The following is a 24,390-nucleotide window of genomic DNA, read 5'->3' as shown; positions in this document are numbered from 1 at the left end:
CTCGACGCGGAATCGAACCACGGACACGAGGATTTTCAATCCTCTGCTCTACCGACTGAGCTATCGAGGCACATAAACTGTGCTAACTAAAAGTAAAATAATTATTTAACTTTTAGCTTTATAAATGGTGCCGACTAACCGAGTCGAACGGTTGACCTACTGATTACAAGTCAGTTGCTCTACCAGCTGAGCTAAGTCGGCACACAAAACTGTGTGCTAAGGCACGCGTAATAATGTTTAAACTGTTGATTAAACACCACTACTTTAATAAATGGTGCCTCGACCCGGAATCGAACCAGGGACACGAGGATTTTCAATCCTCTGCTCTACCAACTGAGCTATCGAGGCACTTAAACAGTGCTAATTAAAAATCTTAAAAGGATTTTTAATGCAATTCCCACTCATCTCTAGCGACTGAGCTATCTGGGCGTGCGGCGTATTAAACGAGTTTTGCCCTTACAAGTCAACTTTTTTTTTCTTCTTTATAACTGTTTGAACGGTTTTCAGACAACTCAGTACATTTTTTATTAATAACGTTCATTTTTACCACAAATCGGGCTATAACTATAAATAAATATAACTAAATCAGACTAAAACCGTAGTGAATTATTTTTTGTAAATGTTACGATTAGCTTAGATACGTACGATAGGGACTTATCGTAGTAAAAACACATCAATTGGAAACAATCAATGCAGAGTAAATTCTCATCGCCAGTTAAAGGCTTACTGCCACTTTTTTTAATCATTAATATTGCTGTAACAGCGCTCGCCATTGTTGCCCACTCATTTTATACACAAACTGAAGTTAAGACAGCCCAACCAGCATCATCTATTAATATTGTAACGCTTGCCGATAGATTAGACTTACCTATGGTTGATGCATTAACTATGTATGGTCAAGGTAAAGTAAAACAGTTACTTGATTTAACCTCCTTATTAGACGGTGACTTTGAATATACTCTATATCGCTTCAATGCTACATCAGATACTCAGTTGGTATATAGCAGCAGTAAACCAGCCATCGCTTCTGTTAAAACTGAAAAGCACTTAAAAGAAGAAGGTATCCTGCATCACCTACTATTGTTAAACGATCAGCCCATTGGCGAGCTTATTATTAAGCAAAACATACCAGCCACGCCTTTAAGCGCTCAAGACTCTCAAGTTATCGCTTACACCATCGCGATAGCGAGTGTTGCTGCATTATTTATACTTACTTTAATGTTTAATATGTACATTAATACGCGCTTACGTAAAAGTACTGACACTCTTACTCAAGAGTTACAGGCAATCACTGAAGATGCTAATTACAATAGTAATGTTGATGAGCAACTTGATATTGGTTTAGGTGTAGTAGCAAAAAACATCAACTTATTGCTACAAAAAGTACAAACTGCAATGAGCGAGAATGACTCTGCACAAAAAGAGCTTTATAAATTACAAAATGGCCTAGAAGCCGAAGTGCAAAATCGTACCTTAGCGCTTGAGCAAGCCACATTAAAAGCAGAGCGAGCAAGCGAAACTAAAACAACATTCTTAGCAACGATGAGTCACGAAATAAGAACACCGATGAATGGTGTTATAGGTACTATTGATTTACTGCGCCAGACCGAACTTGATGGCGCTCAGCATCGTTTAAGTACGATTATTCGTGAATCTGCATTTTCGTTATTGAGCATTTTGGATGATATTTTAGATTTTTCTAAAATTGAGGCTGGAAAGCTAAATATTGACCCGATCCCATTTTCGGTAACCGATACTATTGAAGAAGTTGCTCGTGTGCTCTCATCTGTTGCTAAAAAACGTGAGCTTGATTTAGAGCTAGCAATAGCACCAGATATTCCTATAAATCTTACCGGTGATAGCGTACGTGTACGTCAGGTTCTTTATAACCTATGTAGCAACGCCATTAAATTCACTAGCACTGATGAAAAAACCCAAGGCCATGTAAAAATATCAGTAGAGGTGGTACATAATACGACTGATCACTTTACCTTACGCTTTTGCGTAACTGATAACGGTAAAGGCATGTCGCAGGCGCAACTACGCGAAATATTTAATCCGTTTATTCAAGCCGAAAATTCGATTACCCGAGAATATGGAGGGACAGGTTTAGGTCTTTCTATTTGTAAAAGCTTAACTGAGCTTATGCTAGGTACTATTCATGTAACTAGCCATACAGGAATTGGCAGTGAGTTTACTGTTGAACTGCCGTTTAGCACATCGGGTAGAATTAAGTACGCACACAAAGGTGCATTAAATGGTAAGCAAATTGTTGTAGTTAGTAATCACCTAGAACGTGAAAAAACAATGTACCGTTATTTATCGTTTATGGGCGCTAAAATAGTTTATGCACACACAGAAGAAGAAATTGAAGAGCATCAACATTCGCAAGATATTATTTGGGTGGCTGATGGCATAGACAATATGGATAAAACAAACGCGCTGCTAAGACGCTTATTTTATTCATTAGAGGATTATAAACAACAAGTTGTTGTACTAAGTAAGCTTGATGAAGCGGCTATAAATCATAATAATATTTTTTATATTAATGCCTCTCCTCTATGTAAGTCTAACTTTATGCTGTCTATTTTAGTCGCTGCAGGTTTGCATACACCTAAACAAATTAAAAAAACCAAAACACTTAATAATTATTTAAATGTTGAGCAAGCTCGTAAATCAAACAAATTGGTTCTACTTGTTGAAGATAACCTTCTAAACCAACAAGTGCTCACCGATCAATTACACATACTAGGTTTTGGCGTTGAGATAGCAAACAACGGTGAAGAAGGCTTAGATATGTGGAGAAAAGGTGATTACTCACTTATTTTAACCGACTTACACATGCCTAAAATGTCGGGTTACGATATGGTCGAAAAAATCCGTAACGAAGCAGAGCTATTAGAATCAATTGATGCACAGCCTTATATTATTGCTGTAACAGCAAACGCACTTAAAGGCGAAAAAGAGCGTTGCTTAGCCGTAGGTATAAACGACTTCATTACCAAACCTATAGAGCTAAACGCGTTAGAGGACACTTTAAAACGCTGGAGCGATAAGCAAAGCCAAAACCAGAATGTAGTTATCCATCAAACCATGGCGCTACCTATTGATATGGAAGCAGTTGCTAAATATGTAAATGGTGACGAAGCTAAACAGTTACGCTTTTTCAAAATGTATTTAGAACAAAGCCAAGGGCTAATTAAGGGGATTAATTCAGGCGTTATGGTTAACGATTTAGATGAGATTATTGAAGGGTGTCATCAATTAAAATCGATCTCTAAAACAATTGGTGCCCTAACGGTGGCTGAACTTTCAAGTGCATTTGAAGATAAATGTAAAAAAGGTGAACTCACTACCGATGAATTAATAGACTTAAGAGATAAGTTAGAAATTGAATACTCTAAGGCAGCTCAATTTTTAAAAGAACAAATTAAAATCTCTGAGCAAGAAGATGAGTTAAGTGATTAAATAATCGCACACAAAAAAAGGGCTATTTAGCCCTTTTTTTATGTTCAAAATATTATTTTTCAGGCGGTCGATAACCTTCAATTTCCACATCTTTGTTTTCAAACAAAAAGCCAACCATTTGCTCTTCTAAAAATGTGCGGTGCTCTGGATCCATCATATTTAAATGCTTTTCGTTAATAAGCATTGTTTGCTTATGCTGCCACTGACCCCACGCTTCTTTAGAGATGTTATTAAAAATCTTTTCACCAACTTCACCAGGGTATAACTGAAAGCCAAGCCCTTCGGCTTCTTTTTGTAACTTTTGACAAAATACTGTACGTGCCATGATTGATTCTCTCTAACGCTAAATATGGGGCTATTCTATACTATTGCTGTAATTTGTTTAACCAACTTTTTAGTTGGCGCTGCTAGGCCAACCTCTATTGATTGATCAAGCGGATACCACACTAATTGTTTGTCATTTACTACATCAGGAATGTTCTTAACATTGAGCACATGCGGATTAATCTTCAGCTCAAAATGTGAAAACACATGAATAAACGCTTCAAGCTCTACTAAGTTGGCTTCTAATCCTTGCTGAGCTAAAAATATTTGAAGCTCCTCGTACTCATTAAATTCAAAAAAGCCAAATAGTCCTCCCCAAATACCGCTGTTAGGGCGTTTTTCCATAAGCACTTTATCGCCGCACTGAATAATTAACTGATGACAACTCTTCTTCGGCACTGCTTTTTTAGGTTTAGAATGTGGAAACTCTTTTACTTTACCTGCATTAAAAGCACCACAACCTGAATTTAATGGGCAAGCCTCGCAATCAAACCGGCTGCGTGAGCAAACACTCGCACCTAAATCCATCATAGCTTGATTAAATTCGGTGACATTATTTTTAGGTGTTAATTGCCCTGATAAATGCCAAAGCTGGTTTTCGACTTTTTTAACACCGTACCAACCTTCTATCATAAAGTAGCGCGCTAAGACTCGCTTAACATTCCCATCTAAAATTGGATGATGCTGCCCAAGCGACAATGATAAAACAGCCCCGGCAGTAGAGCGTCCTATTCCCGGTAAATCCATTACTTCATCAAGCGTTTGCGGAAATTCGCCTTGGTACTTGTCACGTACTATTTTAGCTGTTTTATGTAAGTTACGCGCACGAGCGTAATACCCTAAACCGGTCCAGTGATGCAGTACTAAATCTTCATCAGCATCGGCTAAAGCAATAATATCTGGAAAGCTTTGCATAAATTTTTCAAAATATGGGATAACAGTAATAACTTGAGTTTGCTGGAGCATCACCTCAGACACCCACACTTTATAAGGTGTTTTACCCAACTGCCATGGAAGAGTTTTACGCCCATGAAGGTGATACCAATCAACGACTTGATTAGAAAACGAATTAGACTGTTCTTTATTTAAATCCAACATATTGTACTTTTACTGATGCTCAATGGCGGCTCAGTCTATTGTAGTTAATAAAAAGATCAAGCTATAGAGCGTGTAAAACCAGCTAATACTTGTGATTGCGGGCTCGGTCAGGGATAATATGCAACCATTTTTAAACACATTGTTTTTGTCAGGCCAATAATATGAGTGAATCAAGCAACACTAACCTTGAGCAAGCTAAGCAAGAAGGTAAATACATCCGCACCATTCGCAGTTTTGTAAAACGCGAAGGTCGATTAACCAAAGGCCAAGCCGCTGCAATCGAAAAATGCTGGCCAACAATGGGCCTAGAGCATAAAAACGGTATGCTTGATTTAAGCGAAGTTTTTGGCAACAACAACGATGTAGTAGTAGAAATTGGTTTTGGTATGGGTAAATCGCTTGTCGAAATGGCAACAAATGCCCCTCACCTAAACTTTATTGGTATTGAAGTACACCGCCCAGGCGTTGGTGCTTGTTTAATGGATGCCGATGAAGCAGGCATTACTAACTTACGTATTTTTGAACACGATGCAGTTGAAGTACTTGCAGACTGTATACCTAATGAAAGCTTAACAACACTGCAGTTATTTTTCCCTGATCCTTGGCATAAAAAGCGTCATCATAAACGCCGTATCGTACAAACTGAGTTTGTTGAAAAACTAAGAGCCCAACTGAAAATGGGTGGCGTTTTTCATATGGCAACAGATTGGGAAAACTATGCAGAGCATATGCTCGAAGTAATGAATGTAGCTCCTGGTTTTAAAAACCAATCAGAAACAAACGATTATGTTCCACGTCCAGATTTGCGCCCGCTTACTAAGTTTGAGCAACGCGGACATCGCCTAGGTCATGGCGTGTGGGATTTAATGTTTGAACGTACTGAGTAATTTGTAACTTTAAGCACTCACTTTTATTTTTAATAAAACTAAACATACTGTAAGGCAAAGCCATTTATGAGCGTACTAACCAACCCAAGTTTACTGTTACTTCGTAATAGCGAGGCACTAACGGGCAAATCTATCTTGGTGGTCAACTTTGTTCAAGATGGCTTTTTAACAGAGCTTAAAAAACTTAACCCGCAAAGCAAGGTAACTGCATTTAGCTACAACCATGCTAACGGTGAGTTTGCTAAAAACACCAAAGACGTTGAGATTTGTGTAAATCACACAATACCTGGTAACGGCTACGATTTAGTTATTCTTTACTATCCTAAATCAAAACCTGAGTTATTAATGGCGCTTGATAATATTAGATCTGCTATTACTGACGATGCCGAACTATTGGTGGTAGGTGAAAACAAAAGTGGTGTTAAATCAATTGAAAAGCAATTAGCTGGTAAAGCTGAGTTTAGTAACAAAATTGATTCAGCTAAGCACTGCGTTCTTTACTCATTTGCTGAGATTACCCAGCATCCTGATTTTGATATTACGACCTACCATAAAAAGTTTGTTGTTAATGTTGCCGACACCGAGTTTACAGCTATTAGTGTCCCAGGGGTGTTTAATCACGGTAGTTTAGATATGGGAACGAAAGTTCTACTCGAAAACGCACCGACAATTAAGCAAGGTAGGGTTCTCGACTTTGGCTGTGGCGCAGGTTTAATAGCAACCTTTTTAGGGCTGCATAATCCAGCACTTGAGTTTGTGTGTAGTGATGTAAGTGCACTGGCAACTTACGCAACACAGCAAACTCTAAAGCTTAACAGCATCAAAGGCGAAGCGATATTAAGTGACGGCCTTAAAAGCATTACCGGTAAGTTTGATTTAATTATTAGCAATCCACCTTTTCATACAGGTATTGCAACCGACTACACAGTAGCAGAAACATTTTTAGCAAATGCAAAACAGCATTTAACTAAAGTAGGAAAGCTGAATATTGTTGCTAACAGCTTTTTAAAATACCCGCCTATTTTAGAAACGCAATTTGAAAGCTACCAAACGGTATTTAAAAATAACAAGTTTGCCGTATATAGCAGCTAGTATTATTTTTAAAAATGCTTGAGTGCAAACGCGCTCAAGCTAACCTTCGCATAAATATAAGAATTAATTTAGCTTTTTTCCTTCATTTTCTCCCGTCTTTGCTAAACTAAAACTCTAAATAATCAAAATTAATTCAGGCGATAACGAAATAATGCCTAAAAAAGTTCATCAAAGTAGCATTCGCAAAGCACTCATAAATTTAATTATGCTTATTACAGCTATTTGCTTGTCGCTATCTATTTCGATATCTACTTATTTAAGCGTAAAAGAGCAAAAGCAATTAATCATTAATAAACTCGTCATCCTTTCTGAAATTGTAGCTTTTGATGCTGGTAAATCAGTAGTTGAAGATGATAGAAAAACAGAAGAAAAACGCCTCAAGTCATTTGAAAATATCCCCCTTGTAAAAAACATACATATTTATTCAATAGAAAAAGCATCTCAAAAACCTGTTTTTTTTATTAGCTTTAATGCAAAAAAAACGCCTCCAGTGCCGTTAAGAATAGACAGTGTTGATGAGCTAAAAACGCCACGAATTACGAGCGATCATATTGAACTAACCCGCCCTATTTACGATAACGAAAAGTTGGTAGGTTATGTATATATGCGAGGGAGCCTCGAAAGTTTAGAGACTTATATTGAGAGAAAAATATTAATAGACGTGCTATTAACTCTATTAATTTTAATCGTTGTTTACTTTATTGCTATAAAAGTTCAACGACGTATAGCCAAGCCAATAGAGCAGTTAAGCATGCTATTGCAGGATGTATCTAAAAATCATAACTATGATGCACGCGCGCCAATAACCGATGTAAAAGAAATAACCGCTCTTTCAAATAGTTTAAATATCATGCTTACACGCACCAAAAAGCAACTTGAGCGCCACGAAAAAGATAAACAAGAAATAAAACAACTAAACCAAAGCCTTGAAGAAAAAGTAAACCAGCGAACAATCGCTCTCAGAGAAGCAAATCAAGAGCTTTTATCAACCCTTGAGCGAATGCATCAGTATCAAACGCAAATTGTTGAAAACGAAAAAATGGCATCGCTTGGGCAAATGGTTGCTGGGGTTGCCCATGAAGTGAATACACCAATAGGGCTAGGTATTACAGGCTCTACATTACTTCGAGATAAACTGGCAGATATACAGCAAAGCTTTGACGATAAAAAACTTACCTCAAGCCATCTAAAACGCTTTATAGATGAAGGTATTGAAAACTTAGACTTAATTTATCGTAATCTAAATCGTGCCGCTGACCTGATATCTAACTTTAAAAAAGTGGCCGTTATTCAAGACGACGGTGTTAATACCTATATTAATGTACATAAATTAATAAGTGATGTTTTAACATCGATTCAATCTGAACTACTGCCTAAAAAGCCTGTCGTTATTATTAACTGTCCGACCGACTTGGCTATTCATAGTAAGTCTGAACCTCTGCAACAAGTGTTTCAGCAGTTGCTTATGAACTCTGTGATTCATGGATTTATAGGTAAAGAAAATAATGAAATTCGCTTTGACGTAGAACTGGTAGGGAAAAAATTAACAATAGTTTATTCTGACAACGGTCAAGGCGTTGATAAAAACATTAAAAATAGAATTTTTGACCCGTTTGTAACTTCAAAGCGCGGACAAGGCGCAAGCGGCTTAGGCATGCACTTGGTCTACAACCTAGTAACACAAGCACTTGGCGGAAGAGTTATGTTTGATCTTGAAGAAAAACACGGTGCTCGCTTTATAATTACTATTCCTTAAATAAAGATCACTAAAAAGTGCATATATTTAAAATTTATCCTTGAATTAGCATTTAATGACCTCATTAATGAGGCATGTGATAAGCGCGTAACATTATTTAATTGCATTAAATAAATATTACCAAGCGATTTATGAACTTTTTTATCTTTGCTGTATCACATACATTGATGAAAGGTTAGAAAGTGATATAGTTTTGCTTTGAATTAGTCTGATTATTTTAAGTACCTTGTTTGATTGAATGATGTATCAATTATTAAAGGAAAATGGCTTCGACTTTATGATTCAAATAGCTACATCCACGTATATATCAATTAAACAGTAGTTTTTGCACTGCCCTTTTTAGTAGACTTTGGACACCCTACTGTTTTATTTTTATCCAATTTGTTTTTTCCTTGTTAACAAATGGGTATAATCCTATAATCTCTAGTAATCGGTTATAAATTCGTCACCGGTTTTTTTATAAATAAAATATTCCAAAAGGTTAATTAATAATGCAAACGCCAGTCATTCTAATCGTAGAAGATGAAGACGTAACTCGACTGAACCTAGTTAGTTTATTTGAAGCTGAAGGGTACAAAGTTATTGAAGCCATTGATGGCGATGATATGCATGACAAGCTTACAAATAACGATGACGTTAATCTTGTAGTTATGGATATCAACCTTCCTGGTAAAAACGGTCTTATTTTAGCCCGTGAATTACGCCAAAAGCGTAAAGTAGGTCTTATATTCCTAACGGGTCGTGACAACGATGTTGACCGTATTTTAGGTCTTGAAATTGGCGCAGATGACTACGTTACTAAGCCATTCAACCCGCGTGAATTAACTATTAGAGCTCGCAACCTTATTACTCGTACTGCTTTAGGCGGTGAAGAGTCAGCACTAGAAACAAATGGTGTTATTACGTTTAACGGTTGGGAACTTGATGAAAATAGCCGTTGTCTTACTTCTCCAAATGGCGACGCTAAACGTTTACCAAAAGGTGAGTACAGAGCACTTCGTTTAATGCTTGATTCTCCAGGTCGTATTTTTAGTCGTGAGCAATTAATCAAGCACATGACCGGCCGTGAGCTTCGTGCAAATGACCGTACTGTTGATGTTACTATTCGTCGCATTCGTAAGCATTTTGAAAGTGATAACTCAACGTCAGAGTTAATCAGCACCATCCATGGTGAAGGTTACCGTTTCATTGGTAAAATTGACGCTTAATTAGAGCTAATTAGTTTTACTCTAATTGCTGTAAAAATAAATGAAGGGCTTTTTGTCCTTCATTTATTTTATCTGCTAAAACATCTAACCACTGCTTTAACACTTCATCAGATTCATCAATCGCACCATGCTCCATTATTTTGGCATGAAGCTGCACATCATTTAAACCTACCGATCCAGCCGCACCTTTAAGTTTATGCGCTACTGATTCATACTCTTCTCTATCGCTGGCATTTAATGAAGTAAGTAATTCTTGCTGATATTGTGGACTTAGCTTTTCAAATAACTGACTACTGCGCCTAAATACAACCAAGCCCATCGAATTTACAAAGTCTTCTATTGTTTCAATATCTAATAAGTGTGCATCAATGCCCTCTAGCGCTTCTTCACTTACTTTTAGCTGTGGCTCTGTGCATTCACTTTGCTTAATGCCAAATAAGTCAGCCAGCATTTTATCAAGCTTAACTGTGTTAATTGGCTTAGCCAACGCACCTTGTATTGATATACCTTCAAGCTCTTTTTCAGCACTGCGTACATTGGCAGTTAAAGCAACAATAGGTAATTTATCAAAGTGGCTATCTGAGCGTATTTGCTTAGCAACCACGTCACCGTTTATATCTGGCAATTGCATATCAAGTAGTACTAAATCTAAGTCATCTTCGGTTTCGACAAACGAGAGCGCATCTTCACCGGTTTCAGCCCATAACACTTCATGGCCGCGTTGCTCTAATAGGTTTGTAGCAATTTCGGCGTTAAGAGGCACATCTTCTACTAGTAGAATATACAAACCACGGCCAACATAACTTTGCTCTGTTGGTGCAACACATAAACTAAGCGGTATTTGCACTGTAAAACAACTTCCTTCGCCTTCAGTACTATTTACCGTAATTATCCCTTTCATTGCACTTACAAGTGCCTTAGTTACAGCTAAACCAATACCTGAACCTATCGCGTTAGTGCCTTTTAAATCCGGCGCTTTGTAATACATATCAAATATATGGGCAAGTTGCTCTGGTGGAATACCTTGACCGGTATCCAGTACCTTAATAACTAACCATGGGCCTTCTACGCGATTTTCTCTGCTGCATTCGAGTGTTACTTTGCCTTGCTGAGTAAACTTAACGGCGTTGTTAATTAAGTTCCAAACAACTTGGCGTAATCGAGTCGGATCGAGCTGCGCGTAAACATCAAGTATGCCATTGCGCTTAATATCAAACTCAAGCTCTTTCTGCTCTGCTATTAAGCCTGCAAAATTAACTACATCGTTTATAAAGTCTGACACATTAATAGAATTGGTTGCTATATCGAGCTGATCCCTATCTATTTTATCTAAATCTATAATATCGTTAAAAATATTACCGAGTGTTTCAGCACTCGAAAAAATAGTATTGCCCCAACTACGCTGCTGCTTATTAAGCTCTGTATCTAATAACATACGCGTTAAACCAACAATGCCATTTAAAGGAGTACGTAGTTCATGGCTCAGCGTAGCAATAAACTTACCTTTGTCTTTATAGGCAGTTTCGAGTGCTTGTGCAGCTTCTTTACGGCTAGTGATATCACGACCAAAACCCAGTAAACCAATGTAGTCACCGTCATCATTTATAAAAGGTAATTTACGCAGCTCAAACCAACGTGTTTCACCATTTACTTCATAGCCTACATCTATAGTTAGTGCTTTATGGCTTTGCTCTACTTCTTTATCGGTTGCCAAAACTTCAGCTAAAAAATGACTCGGGAATATCTGCTCAACCGTTTTTCCTATTAGCTCACTACTTGATTTTCCCATTACCTCTTCAAACATTTTATTACAGCCGGCAAATACACCGTTGTTATCGCGGTAATAAAATAAATCGGGAGATGAATCAACGATTGAGCGTTGCAACATACTTTGTTGGGCAAGTTCTTGTTGTGTTTTTTTTCGCTCAGCAATTTCTCGGCGCAGCTCTTCGATAGCGCGATGCTTGGCATGAAACGCCATTTTACGCTCATCAATTTCAATATTTAAACGACTAATGTTGTCTTTTAAGGTTTGGTTTAAGAGCTTTTCCTGCTTGGTTGCGCTATCTAAATAAGCATACGAGGCATCTAATTGACGAATTGAATTAAGTAATACACTTATAATTAAAGGAGAAACTACAGCCGTAAAAAATACCACAGCCAAAATATCAACAAGGTGTAATTCGCCTATCGCAACATAATAAAACATGCTCGATAAAATAAGAGATACAGTTAAAAATAAAGTGTAACAAATAGCTGCGGTTTTAAATTCACCAAATCGCGTTATTGAGCTGGAAAGTACCCGAGCCCAAGGGCTCAAAGAATAATCGGTCATACGTAATTTTATCTCTTAGCTGTGTGCTTAAATATAAAGAAGGCAATGCGCATGTATAAACATACCATTTTCCCAGATTTTAGCATTTTTCTCCTACCACTACCCATGTTGTGCGATAAAAACAGAATTTTTCATGTTTGATTTTGCTCATCTCTTAAACTCATCATTTCAGCAATAAATTATTTAGTGTAAAATGCCCCGCTTTATTATCTCCAAAATACGAGTAGCGCACATGCAAACCAATATGCCAGATATAGCAGACACTGCACCCGCCTTACAAACAGGTAAATTAGACTGGGTTGGCATGGGCGAAATCGAACTGCCATTTATTTTTGAGTCACGAGACTTATCTCCAGTTACAGTAAATGCCAAAGCTCGTGCATTTGTAAATTTGCATAAAGAAGATGCCAAAGGCATTCATATGTCACGTCTATTTTTAGCACTTGACCTGCTTTCGACTGAGCAGCAAGTCAATCCGCAAACAATAGCGCAAGCACTCGATACCTTTATAACTAGCCACGAAGGGCTGAGCGATAAAGCACAAATTGAATTTAAATTTGAATTACCGCTACGCCGTAAATCACTATTAAGTGGTAAAGCAGGCTGGAAAAGCTACCCAGTTGTGCTTACCAGTACAATTGAAAATAACATTATTAGCTACGAGCTAACCGTAGATGTTACCTATTCTTCAACATGCCCTTGCTCTGCAGCACTTGCACGCCAGCTTATACAAAACGCGTTTAACGAAAAGTTTAACCAAGAAACTTTAAGCCAAAAAGATGTGCACGAATGGTTAGGCACTACACAAGGCATTGTAGCGACACCTCACTCGCAGCGCTCTATTGCCAACGTAAAAGTAAAGCTTGATAGCAATATTCAAGAATTTGACGTAGTGACTCTAATAAACACCCTCGAAGCTGAACTTAAAACACCGGTACAAGCGGCAGTAAAGCGCGAAGACGAGCAAGAATTTGCTCGTTTAAATGGTCAAAACCTTATGTTTTGTGAAGACGCAGCGCGTAAAATTAAAGCTTTATTAGAAACAGATAATTACAGCGATTACTGGCTGCAAATAAATCATTATGAATCACTCCATGCACACGATGCTGTAGCTATTGCGGTTAAAGGTATTGAAGGTGGATACAAAGCTTAATAGCTACATCGTTTTAGCTTTTATAAACAGTTGGTAATTATTTTATAACTCATACTTTTTAGGCACGTAAATTGCTTTATTTGAGCAGTGTCAATTTGTTGTTATGGAGTTACCGTATGGAATTCGCTTTATTATTAATTCTAGTATTAGTTGTCGGGGCTTCTGTTGTTGCGTCAAAATTTAATGACGATGGCGGAAACCCGTATCCTTTTACCCGCAAGCAAACTGTTTTTACGCAGGTTGAAGGCGCTTTTTTAAATCTTCTCGAGCGTGCTGTAGGCGATCAATATAAAATTGTTAGTCGCGTTAAGTTAATTGACGTTATTGACTGTAAGCAAGGTCTTTCTATTAAATCTAAACGTGCTGCTTTAGCTAAAGCTAAAAATAAGCAACTCGACTTTGTATTGATCGATAAAGAAAAACTAACTATTGTTGCGGCCGTTGACCTAGTTAACAATGCCAATAAAGATGGCCACAAAGCTCAACGTGACTGGTTTGTAAACGGTGCACTAGAGTCTGCGGGCATTCCACATATTCGTATGAAAGTTAAATCGGGCTACCGTCCTTCTGAAGTACGCGATGCAATTATGTTTAAACTTGGTAAGCCTGCAGCAACACAAACGCAGCGCCCTGTTCGTAATCGCTCACATAAGCCAGCGGTACTTTCACCTTCTCAAGCCAAAGCACAAACAACTGCTTTAGCTGAAATTTAAAAACCAAATTAAATACTCTCCTAAAAAGTATTTAAAGCGAGCTCATAAACAAGCTCGCTTTTTTGTTTTTTATTGCTAACTTCACGTATAATCAAGTGATTCAAACTCAGGAATTAAACATTATGAATGTTGGTATTATTGGCGCAATGGAGCCAGAAGTTAAAATTTTACGTGAAGCGATGCAAAACCCACAAATTTTAACTAAAGCAGGTTTCACTTTTTATACTGGTGAATTGGCTGGTAACACAGTAACACTTGTTCAATCTGGTATTGGTAAAGTAGCATCAACAATTGCAACTACCTTACTAATTGACAACTTCAAACCTGATTGCGTAATTAACACAGGCTCTGCCGGTGGATTCGATCCTTCTCTAAGTGTTGGCGACGTAGTAATTTCGTCAGAAGTACGTCATCACGATGTAGATGTTACTGCTTTTGGCTACGAAATTGGCCAAGTACCACAAATGCCAGCAGGCTTTACAGCTCACCCTAAATTAGTTGAAGCAGCACAACAAACAATCGAACAAATCAGTGATGTTAAAACACTTGTTGGCTTAATTTGTACTGGTGACACATTTATGTGTGACCCTGTGCGTATCGATAAAGCACGCAGTGATTTTCCTACAATGCTTGCCGTTGAAATGGAAGGCGCTTCAATTGCACAAACGTGTTTTACGCTTAACACACCATTTGTTGTAATTCGCTCAATGTCTGATATTGCAGGTAAAGAGTCACCACAATCATTTGAAGAATACCTAGAAACAGCATCAATCAACTCATCTAAAATGGTTGTCGCACTTTTAGAAAAGCTAACTGCAGTGTCTCTGTAAATGCTTAGCAATATTGTTCAAAACCACTTGGACTTTATTGCCTTCATACTAGCGCTCCTTGCTGAGCGCTTTATTCCCCTTATTAGCTGGTATCATCCTAATACAGCGTTAAATGCTGTTTTTAGTGCTATTGGCAAGCGCATATACAAAAGCAAAGAACCTAAAAGCTATCAATATTTGGCAGCTATACTCGCAAGCACGCTCATTTTAAGTGTCATTCTCATTATTGTAGTGCTACTACTCGAGTTTGCTTTTTATCCTGAATTACTCGCTGGCCTTATTTTATACTTATGCTTAGAAAGTAAGAGTATTGATAAAAAAGCACTTCGCATTGCAAAGCTAACTAAACAAAATCAAAAATCGACAGCACGCGAATTACTAAAACCACTGCTTGCCCGTGAAGTTAATAGGCTTTCATCTCCTGGTATTATCAAAGCATTAATTGAAAGCTTAATACTGCGCACTGCTCGATACTATTTCGTAGTTATATTTATATTTTTAGCCTTTGGCCCTATTGCGGCCCTCGCCTATCGATTACTTACTTTAATACAACAAGCCTGGCGTAGTGACATATCCCCAAATAGCTACTTTTTAAAACCGCTTAAAACTCTGTTGTTTATTATTGAGTATATTCCAATGCGCTTACTCGCTTTAACTATTGCAGCAAGTAGAGCGAGCAAACAAAGCATGCATTACATAAAGCATTATGGCAGACATTTTTATCAAACAAATACAGGTTGGCTACTAAGCACATGCTCTGCATCACTTGGTGTGCAGCTGGGCGGGCCTGCAGTTTATTTAGGTACTCGCTTTAATAAAATGCGTATTGGTACTGATAGACTACCTACACCCGAGGATGTACCTGTAATAATTAATAGATTAAATCAGGCGCGTGTATTTTGGTTGTTAGTAATTGTAAGTATTGAAATATTAAAAGTGATTTAGTGACTATTTAGTGACTACCTCGTAACTAATTTTTCAGCCAAAATACGAGCACAAAAAAACCAGCCTAGGCTGGTTTTTTAGTTTTCAAACGGTATTTAAGCTACAGTGATGTTTGCAAACTTACGTTTACCTACTTGGTAAATAGCTGTTGTGCCTTTTGCTATTTCAAGTTTGGTGTCAGTGATTTTATCTTCACCGTTAAGTTTAACTGCACCTTGCTTAATCATACGCATTGCTTCTGATGTACTTACTACTAAATTTGCTTCTTTAAGCAAGTTAGCAATTAAAATAGTATCTTCTGCAATAGTGATTGTCAGCTCTGGGATTTCATCTGGTAACGCTTTTTTCTGAAAACGCTGAATAAAATCATCATGTGCACCTTGTGCATCAGCTTCACTATGAAAACGAGCAATTAACTCTTTAGCTAGTTCTATTTTAATATCGCGCGGGTTAGTACCTTGCTCAACACGTTCTTTTTGAGCTGCAATTTCTTCAATAGAAAGCGCGCTTAATAAATCGTAATAACGCCACATTAGCACATCACTAATTGACATTATTTTACCAAACATATCGTTTGGCGCATCAGTAATACCAATGTAGTTACCAAGCGACTTAGACATTTTTTGAACGCCGTCAGTACCTTCAAGTAATGGCATCATTAATACTGTTTGCGGCTTTTGGCCTTCAACTTTTTGTAGCTCACGACCCATTAGCAAGTTAAAGCGCTGATCAGTACCACCTAGTTCAACATCTGACTCTAGTGCAACCGAATCCCAACCTTGTACCAGTGGATATAAAAACTCATGAATTGCAATTGGTTGACCGCTGCCGTAGCGCTTTTTAAAGTCATCTCGTTCAAGCATGCGCGCTACTGTTTGGTTAGCAGCAAGTTTTATCATACCTGCAGCGCCTAACTTTTCCATCCAAGTAGAGTTAAATGCAACAGTGGTTTTAGCAGGATCTAGAATTTTGAATACTTGTTCTTTATATGTTTCGGCATTGGCTAGTACGTCTTCGCGAGTAAGTGGTTTACGCGTTACGTTTTTACCTGTTGGGTCACCAATCATGCCAGTAAAGTCACCAATTAAGAAAATAACCTCATGACCTAAATCCTGAAAGGTTTTCATTTTATTAATTAGTACAGTGTGCCCTAAATGTAAATCAGGGGCTGTAGGATCAAAGCCAGCTTTTATTTTTAGCTTTTTGCCCGACTTTAGTTTTTCAACTAGTTCGTCTTCAATTAATATTTCTTCTGCACCGCGTTTTATCTCTGCTAGAGCGGTTTGTAAATCCACTTTGTATTACTCCAAAATTCTGCCTACGAAGGGGCGGACTAGTTACTTGTAATCACGGTTTAATATAGGTTTAAACCGAATATATATATGTAGCTAACATAACAAATTTCTACCTAATTAAAATAACTTTTTAAGTTATTAATGCAACTAAACAAAATGAATTGAGTCTTAGTTAGATAGGACGTTAAAAAAGGCTTCCTAACCCTGATTTTAGCGTAGTTTAAGGTTAGTTTAAATCTACAAAGCACTAGTATTCGTACATTATTAAGTATATCCTGCAATATTATGTATTTATTATCTTGACAGCAGAAAAAGGCACGTTATGGTTCACGTGGTTAACACTCTCCCAAAAAAACACAAATTGCTTATTTTAGGTTTAGTTTCTGCTATTGCCGGCTTGGCATTTCTTCCTTCTGAAAAAGCGACTGCTTCTAAAGACAATAATGCAGATGCATTAGAGATAGGCAAGCGCTATGAGTTACAAGTTAAAGTTGATGACAACGAAAAATTAACTGAGTTAAATTCAGAGCAAGCAGCAGAAAAGTTACCAGAATACGACTTTGTCGATCATAAAGTTAAAAATGGCGACAATTTAGCAATTATCTTCAAACGTGCTGGTTTTTCAGCTCAAACGCTCCATAAACTAATTAACACTAACGCAGAAACGCGCAAGCTAACTAAAATTCACCCCGGTGAAATACTTAGCTTTGCGACAGCTGAAGATGGCTCTTTGGCTCAACTGCGCTATGTGATTTCAAAAACCGATACTTTATTTGTTACCTTAAATGAAGAAGGTAACTACGATACAGCTATTGATAGTAAAGAAATTGAAACGCTAACCAAAACCGCTGGCGGCGAAATATCTAACAACTTTTGGACTTCAGCAATAGCGGCAGGTTTAAGCGAACGTCAAATAATGAACTTTGCTGACATATTTGGTTGGGATGTTGATTTTGCAAACGACATTCGTAAAGGCGATGTGTTTGGCTTAATTTACGAGTCTCATTATGTTGATGGCGAGTTTATTGGTACCGGTAAAATTATTGCCGCTGAATTTGTAAACCAAGGTCAGCGCTTTGCAGCGATTCGCCATACCGACGGCAACTTTTATACGCCTGAAGGGCGTAGCATGAAAAAAGCATTTTTACGTGCACCTGTAAGCTTTAAGTATATTAGTTCGAGCTTTAATCCTCGTCGCTTACACCCAGTTACTGGGCAAGTTAGAGCGCACCGTGGTATCGACTTTGCGGCACGCACTGGCACACCGGTGGTTGCATCAGGTAACGGTAAGGTAGTTAAAGCGGGTTACAGCAAGTACAACGGTAACTACGTATTTATTAGCCATGGCACACAATATGTAACTAAGTACTTACACCTAAATAAGAAACTAGTTAAAACGGGCCAAAAAGTTAAACAGGGCCAACAAATTGGTACTGTAGGTTCTACGGGTCGTGTTACTGGCGCGCATTTACACTATGAATTTTTAGTAAATGGCGTTCACCGTAATCCTAAAACAGTAAAACTTCCTAAGTCAGAGCCATTACCTCGCTCAGAACTTGCTAAGTTTAAACCGATTGCAGATAACTTTATTGCCCAACTTGAGCGCAATCGCGAGCTACAGTTAGCACTTAAATAAAGTTTATTAATAAACATTAAAAAAGCCTTTGCAGGTTAAACCTGCAAAGGCTTTTTTGTATACGCTATAAACCATTAGTACATTAGTACATTAGTACATTAGTACATTAGTACATTAGTACATTAGTACATATATGAGCTGAATAACTAAAGACACCATCACTAATGGCCAAATATATTTACTGTATTTGGTTGCACCGTTGAGCCCTATTTTACTTTGATATTTTTCAAGCAATGGAATAAGTATCGCTAGCGCGACAAACAAACCAATTAAAATAACGAATATATTCATATCAATGCCCTTCTTATGGTAGCTCATGGCCTTTAGCGCTTACATAAAGTGCATACCAATGCTCACGAGTTAGTTGTACGTTTACAGCATCACAAGAGGCTTTAATACGCTTGGCATTAGTTGTTCCAATAATAGGCTGAATAGATGCGGGATGGCGCAGTAACCATGCAATGACAATAGCCTCAGCAGAAGTATCATAAAGCGCAGCCAGCTTATTAACTAAAAGACTCGTGTTTATATCAGCCTGCGATGCGTTTGATAAATCACTGCCGCTGTATAATCCTTGGCATAAACTGCCCCAGCTTTGAATTTGAATTTCAAAATGGCGACAGTACTCAATACTACCGGGCGTAAAATTAAGATCCTTACCGTCACTGTTACCGGCATATACACCTTCATCAACAAACTGATGTTTTTGTAAACTAGCCTCAATTTGATTAGCCACAATCGGCATATCAAGTGCATGCTGTAAAAAATTCATTTGATGTTGCTGCATATTCGATACTGCAAAATTGCGCACTTTACCGCTTTCTTTTAAGCAACTAAATATACGAGCAATTTCGTTAACTTCCATGAGTGGATCAGGACGATGTAGCATAAGTACGTCTAAATAGTCTGTATTTAATCGTTTTAATGATGCTTCAACTGATTGCTCAATCCACTTTGATGAAAAATCATAGCGCTTTGGCCCTAAGTCATCTTCAAAACGAATCCCACACTTAGATTGAATATACATGTGCTCTCTAAGCTCTGGTCGCTCGCTTAATGCTTTACCAAAAACCTGCTCCGCTTTACCAAAAGTATAAATATCAGCATGGTCAAAAAAGTTAATGCCACCTTCAATAGCGTTATCTATGCATTCATGAGTTTGCTTAACATGTGCATCAGTGATTGCGTCTTTATTCCAACCGCCGCCCAGACCCATGCATCCGAATACAAGTTTACTAACATGAGGTAAGTGCTTTGCTAAAGGTGTGTGAAGCATGATAACTATCCTTAAAATTTTGAAGAGCTGTTACTGTAAACAAAAAGCGCTGAACAAGAAACCATTTAGCGGTGAACAAATTAAGAACAAAAAAAAGCGCAGTAAACTGCGCTTAATGGTTAATCTATTTTAAATTACATTTTTAGCCAACGAGTGCTAGCAATATGCCCGCAGCAACTGCACTACCAAGTACACCCGCTACGTTGGGTCCCATAGCATGCATAAGTAAAAAGTTATGTGGGTTACTTTCAAGGCCAACTTTATTAACTACTCGTGCCGCCATTGGCACAGCCGATACACCTGCTGCCCCAATTAATGGGTTTATAGGTGTTTTAGATATGCGGTTAAGTCCTTTTGCCATAAATACGCCAGATGCCGTACCAATTGCAAAAGCCAGTGCGCCAAGCACTAAAATACCAATCGTCTCAACAGTTAAAAACTTATCTGCAGCAAGCTTTGAGCCTACAGCTAAACCTAAAAATATAGTTGTAACATTGATGATTTCGTTTTGAGCACTGTTACTTAATCTATCAACAACACCCGACTCTCGCATTAAGTTACCTAAACAAAACATACCTACAAGCGGTATAGCAGCCGGTAAAAACATAGCCGTTAAACTAAGCACCATAAGAGGGAAAATAATCTTTTCCTTTTTAGATACTTTGCGAAGCTCTGGCATCTTAATTTTACGTTCTTCTGGGGTTGTTAACGCACGCATAATTGGCGGTTGAATAATTGGTACTAATGCCATATATGAGTATGCTGCTACCGCTATTGCGCCTAGTAAATCAGGTGCCAGTTTTGACGCTAAAAATATTGCAGTCGGTCCATCTGCACCACCAATAATGGCAATAGCCGATGCGTCCTGTAGAGTAAACTCAAAACCTGGCACATAGTTAAGTAATATAGCGCCAAACAATGTAGCAAAAATGCCAAACTGTGCAGCCGCACCTAATAACAACATACGTGGGTTTGCAATAAGCGCGCTAAAGTCGGTCAGCGCCCCTACTCCCATAAATATCAACAACGGAAAAATCCCCGTATCAATACCCACGTAATAAACGTAATACAAAAGCCCACCTGGGTCTGACAAACCTGCCACTGGTACATTTGTTAAAATTGCACCAAAACCAATTGGTAATAATAATAGTGGTTCAAAGCCTTTAGCTATCGCTAAAAACAGTAATAAACACCCTACCGCAATCATAATTAATGATGGGATTGTAAAGTTAGCAATGCCAGTAGCATTCCAGAGGTTTAAAATACCTTCCATCCTCTATTTACTCCTAAGCTAATGCAATCATAGCGTCGCCGGTAGTTACAGCATCGCCTTCACCAACCAACACTTCAGCAATTGTTCCGGTATGCATTGCGCGTATTTCGGTTTCCATTTTCATGGCTTCCATAATAATCACTACATCACCTTCGTTAACAACTTGCCCAGCTTTTACCTTAATCTTAAAAATATTACCGGCTAAAGGGGCATTAAGTGTTTCACCTGATGCAACTGAAGCAGACTGAGGAATGTGCTCAGAGTCTTTTAATGTTACTTCTTTTAGCTCACCACCTTGCGCCACTACTACGTCGTAAACTTTACCATCTACTTTTACGCTGTATTGCTCAGCTTTAACGCTACTATTATTTGATCCCGATTTTGGTGCTGCCTTATTGCTCTTATCTTCAACGGTAGGAATAGGCTCAAATGCATCAGGGTTATTACGATTTTTAATAAATTTCAAACCAACTTGTGGAAATAATGCATAAGTTAGTACGTCATCAATTTGCTCATCAGCAAGTGTTAAACCTTGCTCTTGCGCTTCTTTTAATAATTCAGCTTCAAGCGTTGCAAGCTCTGGTGCAATGTTATCTGCAGGGCGACAAGTAATAACCTCTGCTCCATCAAGCACACGCTCTTGTAGCTCTTTATTCATTGGTGCTGGTGTTAAGCCATATTCACCTTTTAATACGCCAGCAGTTTCTTTAGTGATTGTTTTATAACGCTCACCGGTTAGCACGTTAAGTACTGCTTGAGTACCTACAATTTGCGACGTGGGTGTTACTAAAGGTAAAAAACCAAGATCTTCACGTACGCGTGGGATCTCAAGCAAAACTTCATTAAGCTTATCTGCCGCGCCTTGCTCTTTAAGTTGGTTTTCCATGTTTGTAAGCATGCCACCTGGTACTTGAGCTAGTAAAATACGACCATCAACCCCTTTTAAGCTACCTTCAAATGCCGCATATTTTTTACGTACATCTCTAAAGTAAGCAGCAATTTCTTCTAGGTGGTTTAAATCAAGGTCGGTATCGCGCTCAGTTCCTTCAACTATCGATACAATAGTTTCAGTTGCTGTGTGTCCGTAAGTCATACTCATTGATGAAATAGCGGTATCAAGCATATCAATGCCTGCATCAATCGCTTTTTGATAAGTCGCAGTACTTAAACCTGTTGTAGCGTGGCACTGCATAGCAATAGGAACCGATACGGTTTCTTTAAGTGCTTTAATTAGTTTTTCAGCATCGTACGGCTTTAATAAACCCGCCATGTCTTTAATACAAATTGAGTGACAGCCTAAATCTTCTAATTGCTTAGCAAGAGTCAGCCACATATCAAGCGTATGAACAGGACTTACTGTGTACGAAATAGTACCTTGAGCATGTGCGCCTACTTTTATAGCCGCTTTAATCGCTGTTTCTAGGTTACGTACATCGTTCATTGCATCGAAAATACGAAATACGTCAACGCCATTTTTATGTGCGCGTTCTACAAACTTTTCAACTACGTCATCAGCGTAATGGCGGTAGCCTAATAGGTTTTGACCGCGTAATAGCATTTGCTGTTTAGTATTAGGCATCGCTTTTTTAAGCGCACGAATACGCCCCCAAGGATCTTCGCCTAAATAACGAATACACGAATCAAATGTAGCACCGCCCCACGATTCAATAGACCAATAACCTGCATCATCTAGCTTGCTAGCAATAGGTAGCATATCGTCTAGGCGCATACGTGTTGCGAGCAATGATTGGTGCGCATCGCGTAATACCAATTCTGTTAATTTTAATTTAGCCATGTGTGTGCCCCTTATTTATTATTTGATTTGTACTGAGCAATGGCAGCACTAATAGCAGCGATGTGCTCATTAGGCACACCTTGAGATTTAAAAGACGGTGATTTAGCTGGTGATGCCTCTGGTTCGCTATAGCGCGTCACCAAATTAGACATAAGCGTTACTGCACCAATTAATATCGACAGAAATACAAACACCCCAACCATACCAGTTAGCATTAAGCTACCAGCCGTTGTGAGTAGAGCACCTATATCCATTTTTCTCCCCCTTGAAACCCATATCGAAAATAAAAAATCGATTTAATTAAATATTTATTCACTGGATAATAACAAAACTAGTCGCTTTGTCTACATCTTGTAAATTGGTAAAACCAATTAAACTATAAACAACATAACACTCAACAAATTTACATGCCATAACCCAGCAATCATGCGCCCTACAATACATACAGAAAATAACGACTATAGCTAATAGTTATATGGAAGTTGTTAATTAACTATTCAACTTAATAAAAATAACCGCCAAATTTTATAATAAGTACAAAAACACACATCAATTGTTAATTGGTCTTACCAAAAACATTATTTTTAGTGAATATTTACCAGTAACTTGTAACAGTGTGAATAACTTACATAACAAAGCGTAAAAATTACTAACTAACTAATAACTAAAAACACAGTTAAAAACCATAACTGTCTGATATAAAACAAAAATAAAATTTGGCATATAACTGGCATTAGTTATTGTGAGCAAATTTGATAACCAAGGAGAAAACAATGTTACGCTGGACAATTACATTTTTAGTTATTGCTTTAATCGCTGCAGTGTTAGGTTTTGGTGGCATCGCAGGTGCCGCAGCTGGTATAGCAAAAATTATATTTTTTATATTTTTAGTACTTTTAGTGATCTCATTAGTTTCAGGTGCACTACGTGGTAAATCACCCAGGTAGATAAAGCATTCAACTAACAAACACTAAAATTTAATTAATACTTACAAGGAATTACATTATGAATTCAACAACTGTAAAAGCAGCACTAATCGGTCTATTCGCAAGTTTCTTCATCATGGGTTGTGAAGACAATCATGCAGAAGACGCAGGCGAACGTATTGACGAAGCAGTAACTGACGTGCAAAACAAAGTAGAAGATGCATGTGAAAATGTTAAAGAAGGCGTAAACGCTGAAGAAACTAACTGTTAATTCTTCTTGTATCGCTAAAAAACGGCCTTAGGGCTAACACCATTCAGTTAAGCATGCTTTGACTTAATGGTGTACCGAGTTTTTGAAATTCGAACGGTCCTACTTTTGG

General features: G+C 38.0%; 21 protein-coding genes and 2 tRNA genes. 12 read left to right on the top strand and 11 right to left on the bottom strand.

Annotated features, from left to right (window positions below; genetic code table 11):
- Nucleotides 1-125: 125 nt before the first annotated feature.
- Nucleotides 126-201, bottom strand: a tRNA-Thr gene (locus tag I6E85_RS19680).
- Between the two features lie 71 nt (nt 202-272).
- A tRNA-Phe gene (locus tag I6E85_RS19675) sits at nt 273-348 on the bottom strand.
- A gap of 342 nt (nt 349-690) precedes the next feature.
- Between I6E85_RS19675 and I6E85_RS19670 the strand changes: the two genes are divergently transcribed.
- Nucleotides 691-3,468 carry an ATP-binding protein gene (locus I6E85_RS19670; protein ID WP_197237266.1) on the top strand — a complete coding sequence of 926 codons (2,778 nt, stop codon included), beginning with the start codon at nt 691-693 and terminating at the stop codon, nt 3,466-3,468.
- 52 nt (nt 3,469-3,520) lie between these two features.
- On the opposite strand, the gene I6E85_RS19665 is transcribed toward I6E85_RS19670, so the two are convergent.
- Together I6E85_RS19665 and mutY are read right to left on the bottom strand one after the other, a co-directional pair.
- On the bottom strand, nt 3,521-3,793 hold the full coding sequence (locus I6E85_RS19665; RefSeq protein WP_007582954.1) for an oxidative damage protection protein: 273 nt from the start codon (nt 3,791-3,793) through the stop codon (nt 3,521-3,523).
- Between the two features lie 35 nt (nt 3,794-3,828).
- Complete coding sequence (gene mutY / locus I6E85_RS19660) at nt 3,829-4,890, bottom strand: A/G-specific adenine glycosylase (RefSeq protein ID WP_197237265.1); 1,062 nt, start codon at nt 4,888-4,890, stop codon at nt 3,829-3,831.
- Nucleotides 4,891-5,051: 161 nt separating this feature from the next.
- Here mutY and trmB point away from each other — a divergent pair, with 161 nt between their 5' ends.
- The 4 genes from trmB (at nt 5,052) to arcA (ending at nt 9,833) form a co-directional block, all read left to right on the top strand.
- Entirely contained in the window at nt 5,052-5,777 is a 726-nt protein-coding gene (gene trmB, locus I6E85_RS19655) for a tRNA (guanosine(46)-N7)-methyltransferase TrmB (RefSeq protein WP_007582957.1), read from the top strand.
- Between the two features lie 66 nt (nt 5,778-5,843).
- Entirely contained in the window at nt 5,844-6,869 is a 1,026-nt protein-coding gene (locus tag I6E85_RS19650) for a methyltransferase (RefSeq protein ID WP_165722087.1), read from the top strand.
- Between the two features lie 151 nt (nt 6,870-7,020).
- Nucleotides 7,021-8,625 (top strand): sensor histidine kinase, encoded by a 1,605-nt coding sequence (locus tag I6E85_RS19645; RefSeq protein WP_007582962.1) that lies wholly within the window; start codon nt 7,021-7,023, stop codon nt 8,623-8,625.
- Nucleotides 8,626-9,116: 491 nt separating this feature from the next.
- A complete protein-coding gene (gene arcA, locus I6E85_RS19640; protein ID WP_002962549.1) occupies nt 9,117-9,833 on the top strand; it encodes a two-component system response regulator ArcA in 717 nt (238 codons plus the stop codon).
- Between the two features lie 16 nt (nt 9,834-9,849).
- Here the strand turns inward: arcA and arcB are convergent, their stop codons facing one another.
- Entirely contained in the window at nt 9,850-12,168 is a 2,319-nt protein-coding gene (gene arcB, locus I6E85_RS19635) for an aerobic respiration two-component sensor histidine kinase ArcB (RefSeq protein WP_197237264.1), read from the bottom strand.
- 232 nt (nt 12,169-12,400) lie between these two features.
- Between arcB and folE2 the strand changes: the two genes are divergently transcribed.
- The 4 genes from folE2 (at nt 12,401) to I6E85_RS19615 (ending at nt 15,809) form a co-directional block, all read left to right on the top strand.
- Nucleotides 12,401-13,321: a GTP cyclohydrolase FolE2 gene (gene folE2, locus I6E85_RS19630; RefSeq protein WP_024589695.1), complete on the top strand. Its 921-nt coding sequence runs from the start codon at nt 12,401-12,403 to the stop codon at nt 13,319-13,321.
- A 116-nt stretch (nt 13,322-13,437) separates the two neighbouring features.
- On the top strand, nt 13,438-14,034 hold the full coding sequence (locus I6E85_RS19625) for a DUF2726 domain-containing protein (protein WP_007582968.1): 597 nt from the start codon (nt 13,438-13,440) through the stop codon (nt 14,032-14,034).
- 122 nt (nt 14,035-14,156) lie between these two features.
- Complete coding sequence (gene mtnN, locus I6E85_RS19620) at nt 14,157-14,864, top strand: 5'-methylthioadenosine/S-adenosylhomocysteine nucleosidase (RefSeq protein WP_024589694.1); 708 nt, start codon at nt 14,157-14,159, stop codon at nt 14,862-14,864.
- On the top strand, nt 14,865-15,809 hold the full coding sequence (locus I6E85_RS19615) for a regulatory signaling modulator protein AmpE (RefSeq protein ID WP_024594516.1): 945 nt from the start codon (nt 14,865-14,867) through the stop codon (nt 15,807-15,809).
- Between the two features lie 95 nt (nt 15,810-15,904).
- Here I6E85_RS19615 and tyrS read toward each other — a convergent pair whose 3' ends face one another.
- Nucleotides 15,905-17,104, bottom strand: coding sequence for a tyrosine--tRNA ligase (gene tyrS, locus I6E85_RS19610; RefSeq protein WP_007585427.1), 1,200 nt, complete (start codon nt 17,102-17,104; stop codon nt 15,905-15,907).
- A gap of 322 nt (nt 17,105-17,426) precedes the next feature.
- On the opposite strand from tyrS, the gene I6E85_RS19605 reads away from it, so the two are divergent.
- Nucleotides 17,427-18,740, top strand: coding sequence for a peptidoglycan DD-metalloendopeptidase family protein (locus I6E85_RS19605; RefSeq protein ID WP_007585425.1), 1,314 nt, complete (start codon nt 17,427-17,429; stop codon nt 18,738-18,740).
- 114 nt (nt 18,741-18,854) lie between these two features.
- On the opposite strand, the gene I6E85_RS19600 is transcribed toward I6E85_RS19605, so the two are convergent.
- From I6E85_RS19600 to I6E85_RS19580, 5 genes are all read right to left on the bottom strand, one after another.
- A complete protein-coding gene (locus I6E85_RS19600) occupies nt 18,855-19,031 on the bottom strand; it encodes a hypothetical protein (protein ID WP_007583822.1) in 177 nt (58 codons plus the stop codon).
- Nucleotides 19,032-19,044: 13 nt separating this feature from the next.
- Entirely contained in the window at nt 19,045-20,016 is a 972-nt protein-coding gene (locus I6E85_RS19595) for an aldo/keto reductase family oxidoreductase (RefSeq protein WP_007583820.1), read from the bottom strand.
- 142 nt (nt 20,017-20,158) lie between these two features.
- Entirely contained in the window at nt 20,159-21,289 is a 1,131-nt protein-coding gene (locus tag I6E85_RS19590) for a sodium ion-translocating decarboxylase subunit beta (RefSeq protein ID WP_002961942.1), read from the bottom strand.
- Nucleotides 21,290-21,302: 13 nt separating this feature from the next.
- A complete protein-coding gene (gene oadA, locus I6E85_RS19585) occupies nt 21,303-23,084 on the bottom strand; it encodes a sodium-extruding oxaloacetate decarboxylase subunit alpha (protein ID WP_024589691.1) in 1,782 nt (593 codons plus the stop codon).
- Nucleotides 23,085-23,095: 11 nt separating this feature from the next.
- Nucleotides 23,096-23,338 carry an OadG family protein gene (locus I6E85_RS19580; RefSeq protein ID WP_007583814.1) on the bottom strand — a complete coding sequence of 81 codons (243 nt, stop codon included), beginning with the start codon at nt 23,336-23,338 and terminating at the stop codon, nt 23,096-23,098.
- A 519-nt stretch (nt 23,339-23,857) separates the two neighbouring features.
- On the opposite strand from I6E85_RS19580, the gene I6E85_RS19575 reads away from it, so the two are divergent.
- Nucleotides 23,858-24,031, top strand: a complete 174-nt coding sequence (locus tag I6E85_RS19575; protein ID WP_002961939.1) for a DUF1328 domain-containing protein — start codon at nt 23,858-23,860, stop codon at nt 24,029-24,031.
- 58 nt (nt 24,032-24,089) lie between these two features.
- Nucleotides 24,090-24,281: a hypothetical protein gene (locus I6E85_RS19570; RefSeq protein WP_007378921.1), complete on the top strand. Its 192-nt coding sequence runs from the start codon at nt 24,090-24,092 to the stop codon at nt 24,279-24,281.
- Nucleotides 24,282-24,390 lie beyond the last annotated feature (109 nt).

It is taken from the genome of Pseudoalteromonas sp. NZS71 (assembly GCF_015864715.1).
GTDB lineage: Bacteria > Pseudomonadota > Gammaproteobacteria > Enterobacterales > Alteromonadaceae > Pseudoalteromonas > Pseudoalteromonas arctica.
Note: the sequence above shows the minus strand (reverse complement) of the source record. Positions and strands in the feature narration are given on the sequence as shown.

What these genes read in the sequence shown, in the direction of transcription:
- I6E85_RS19575 (WP_002961939.1), top strand. Translation starts at nt 23,858, where the DNA reads ATGTTACGCTGGACAATTACATTTTTAGTTATTGCTTTAATCGCTGCA.
- arcB (WP_197237264.1), bottom strand. Translation starts at nt 12,168, where the DNA reads ATGACCGATTATTCTTTGAGCCCTTGGGCTCGGGTACTTTCCAGCTCA.
- I6E85_RS19570 (WP_007378921.1), top strand. Translation starts at nt 24,090, where the DNA reads ATGAATTCAACAACTGTAAAAGCAGCACTAATCGGTCTATTCGCAAGT.
- I6E85_RS19670 (WP_197237266.1), top strand. Translation starts at nt 691, where the DNA reads ATGCAGAGTAAATTCTCATCGCCAGTTAAAGGCTTACTGCCACTTTTT.
- I6E85_RS19605 (WP_007585425.1), top strand. Translation starts at nt 17,427, where the DNA reads ATGGTTCACGTGGTTAACACTCTCCCAAAAAAACACAAATTGCTTATT.
- arcA (WP_002962549.1), top strand. Translation starts at nt 9,117, where the DNA reads ATGCAAACGCCAGTCATTCTAATCGTAGAAGATGAAGACGTAACTCGA.
- I6E85_RS19625 (WP_007582968.1), top strand. Translation starts at nt 13,438, where the DNA reads ATGGAATTCGCTTTATTATTAATTCTAGTATTAGTTGTCGGGGCTTCT.
- I6E85_RS19665 (WP_007582954.1), bottom strand. Translation starts at nt 3,793, where the DNA reads ATGGCACGTACAGTATTTTGTCAAAAGTTACAAAAAGAAGCCGAAGGG.
- I6E85_RS19595 (WP_007583820.1), bottom strand. Translation starts at nt 20,016, where the DNA reads ATGCTTCACACACCTTTAGCAAAGCACTTACCTCATGTTAGTAAACTT.
- I6E85_RS19590 (WP_002961942.1), bottom strand. Translation starts at nt 21,289, where the DNA reads ATGGAAGGTATTTTAAACCTCTGGAATGCTACTGGCATTGCTAACTTT.
- folE2 (WP_024589695.1), top strand. Translation starts at nt 12,401, where the DNA reads ATGCAAACCAATATGCCAGATATAGCAGACACTGCACCCGCCTTACAA.
- I6E85_RS19600 (WP_007583822.1), bottom strand. Translation starts at nt 19,031, where the DNA reads ATGAATATATTCGTTATTTTAATTGGTTTGTTTGTCGCGCTAGCGATA.
- I6E85_RS19615 (WP_024594516.1), top strand. Translation starts at nt 14,865, where the DNA reads ATGCTTAGCAATATTGTTCAAAACCACTTGGACTTTATTGCCTTCATA.
- I6E85_RS19645 (WP_007582962.1), top strand. Translation starts at nt 7,021, where the DNA reads ATGCCTAAAAAAGTTCATCAAAGTAGCATTCGCAAAGCACTCATAAAT.
- I6E85_RS19650 (WP_165722087.1), top strand. Translation starts at nt 5,844, where the DNA reads ATGAGCGTACTAACCAACCCAAGTTTACTGTTACTTCGTAATAGCGAG.
- oadA (WP_024589691.1), bottom strand. Translation starts at nt 23,084, where the DNA reads ATGGCTAAATTAAAATTAACAGAATTGGTATTACGCGATGCGCACCAA.
- mtnN (WP_024589694.1), top strand. Translation starts at nt 14,157, where the DNA reads ATGAATGTTGGTATTATTGGCGCAATGGAGCCAGAAGTTAAAATTTTA.
- mutY (WP_197237265.1), bottom strand. Translation starts at nt 4,890, where the DNA reads ATGTTGGATTTAAATAAAGAACAGTCTAATTCGTTTTCTAATCAAGTC.
- trmB (WP_007582957.1), top strand. Translation starts at nt 5,052, where the DNA reads ATGAGTGAATCAAGCAACACTAACCTTGAGCAAGCTAAGCAAGAAGGT.
- I6E85_RS19580 (WP_007583814.1), bottom strand. Translation starts at nt 23,338, where the DNA reads ATGGATATAGGTGCTCTACTCACAACGGCTGGTAGCTTAATGCTAACT.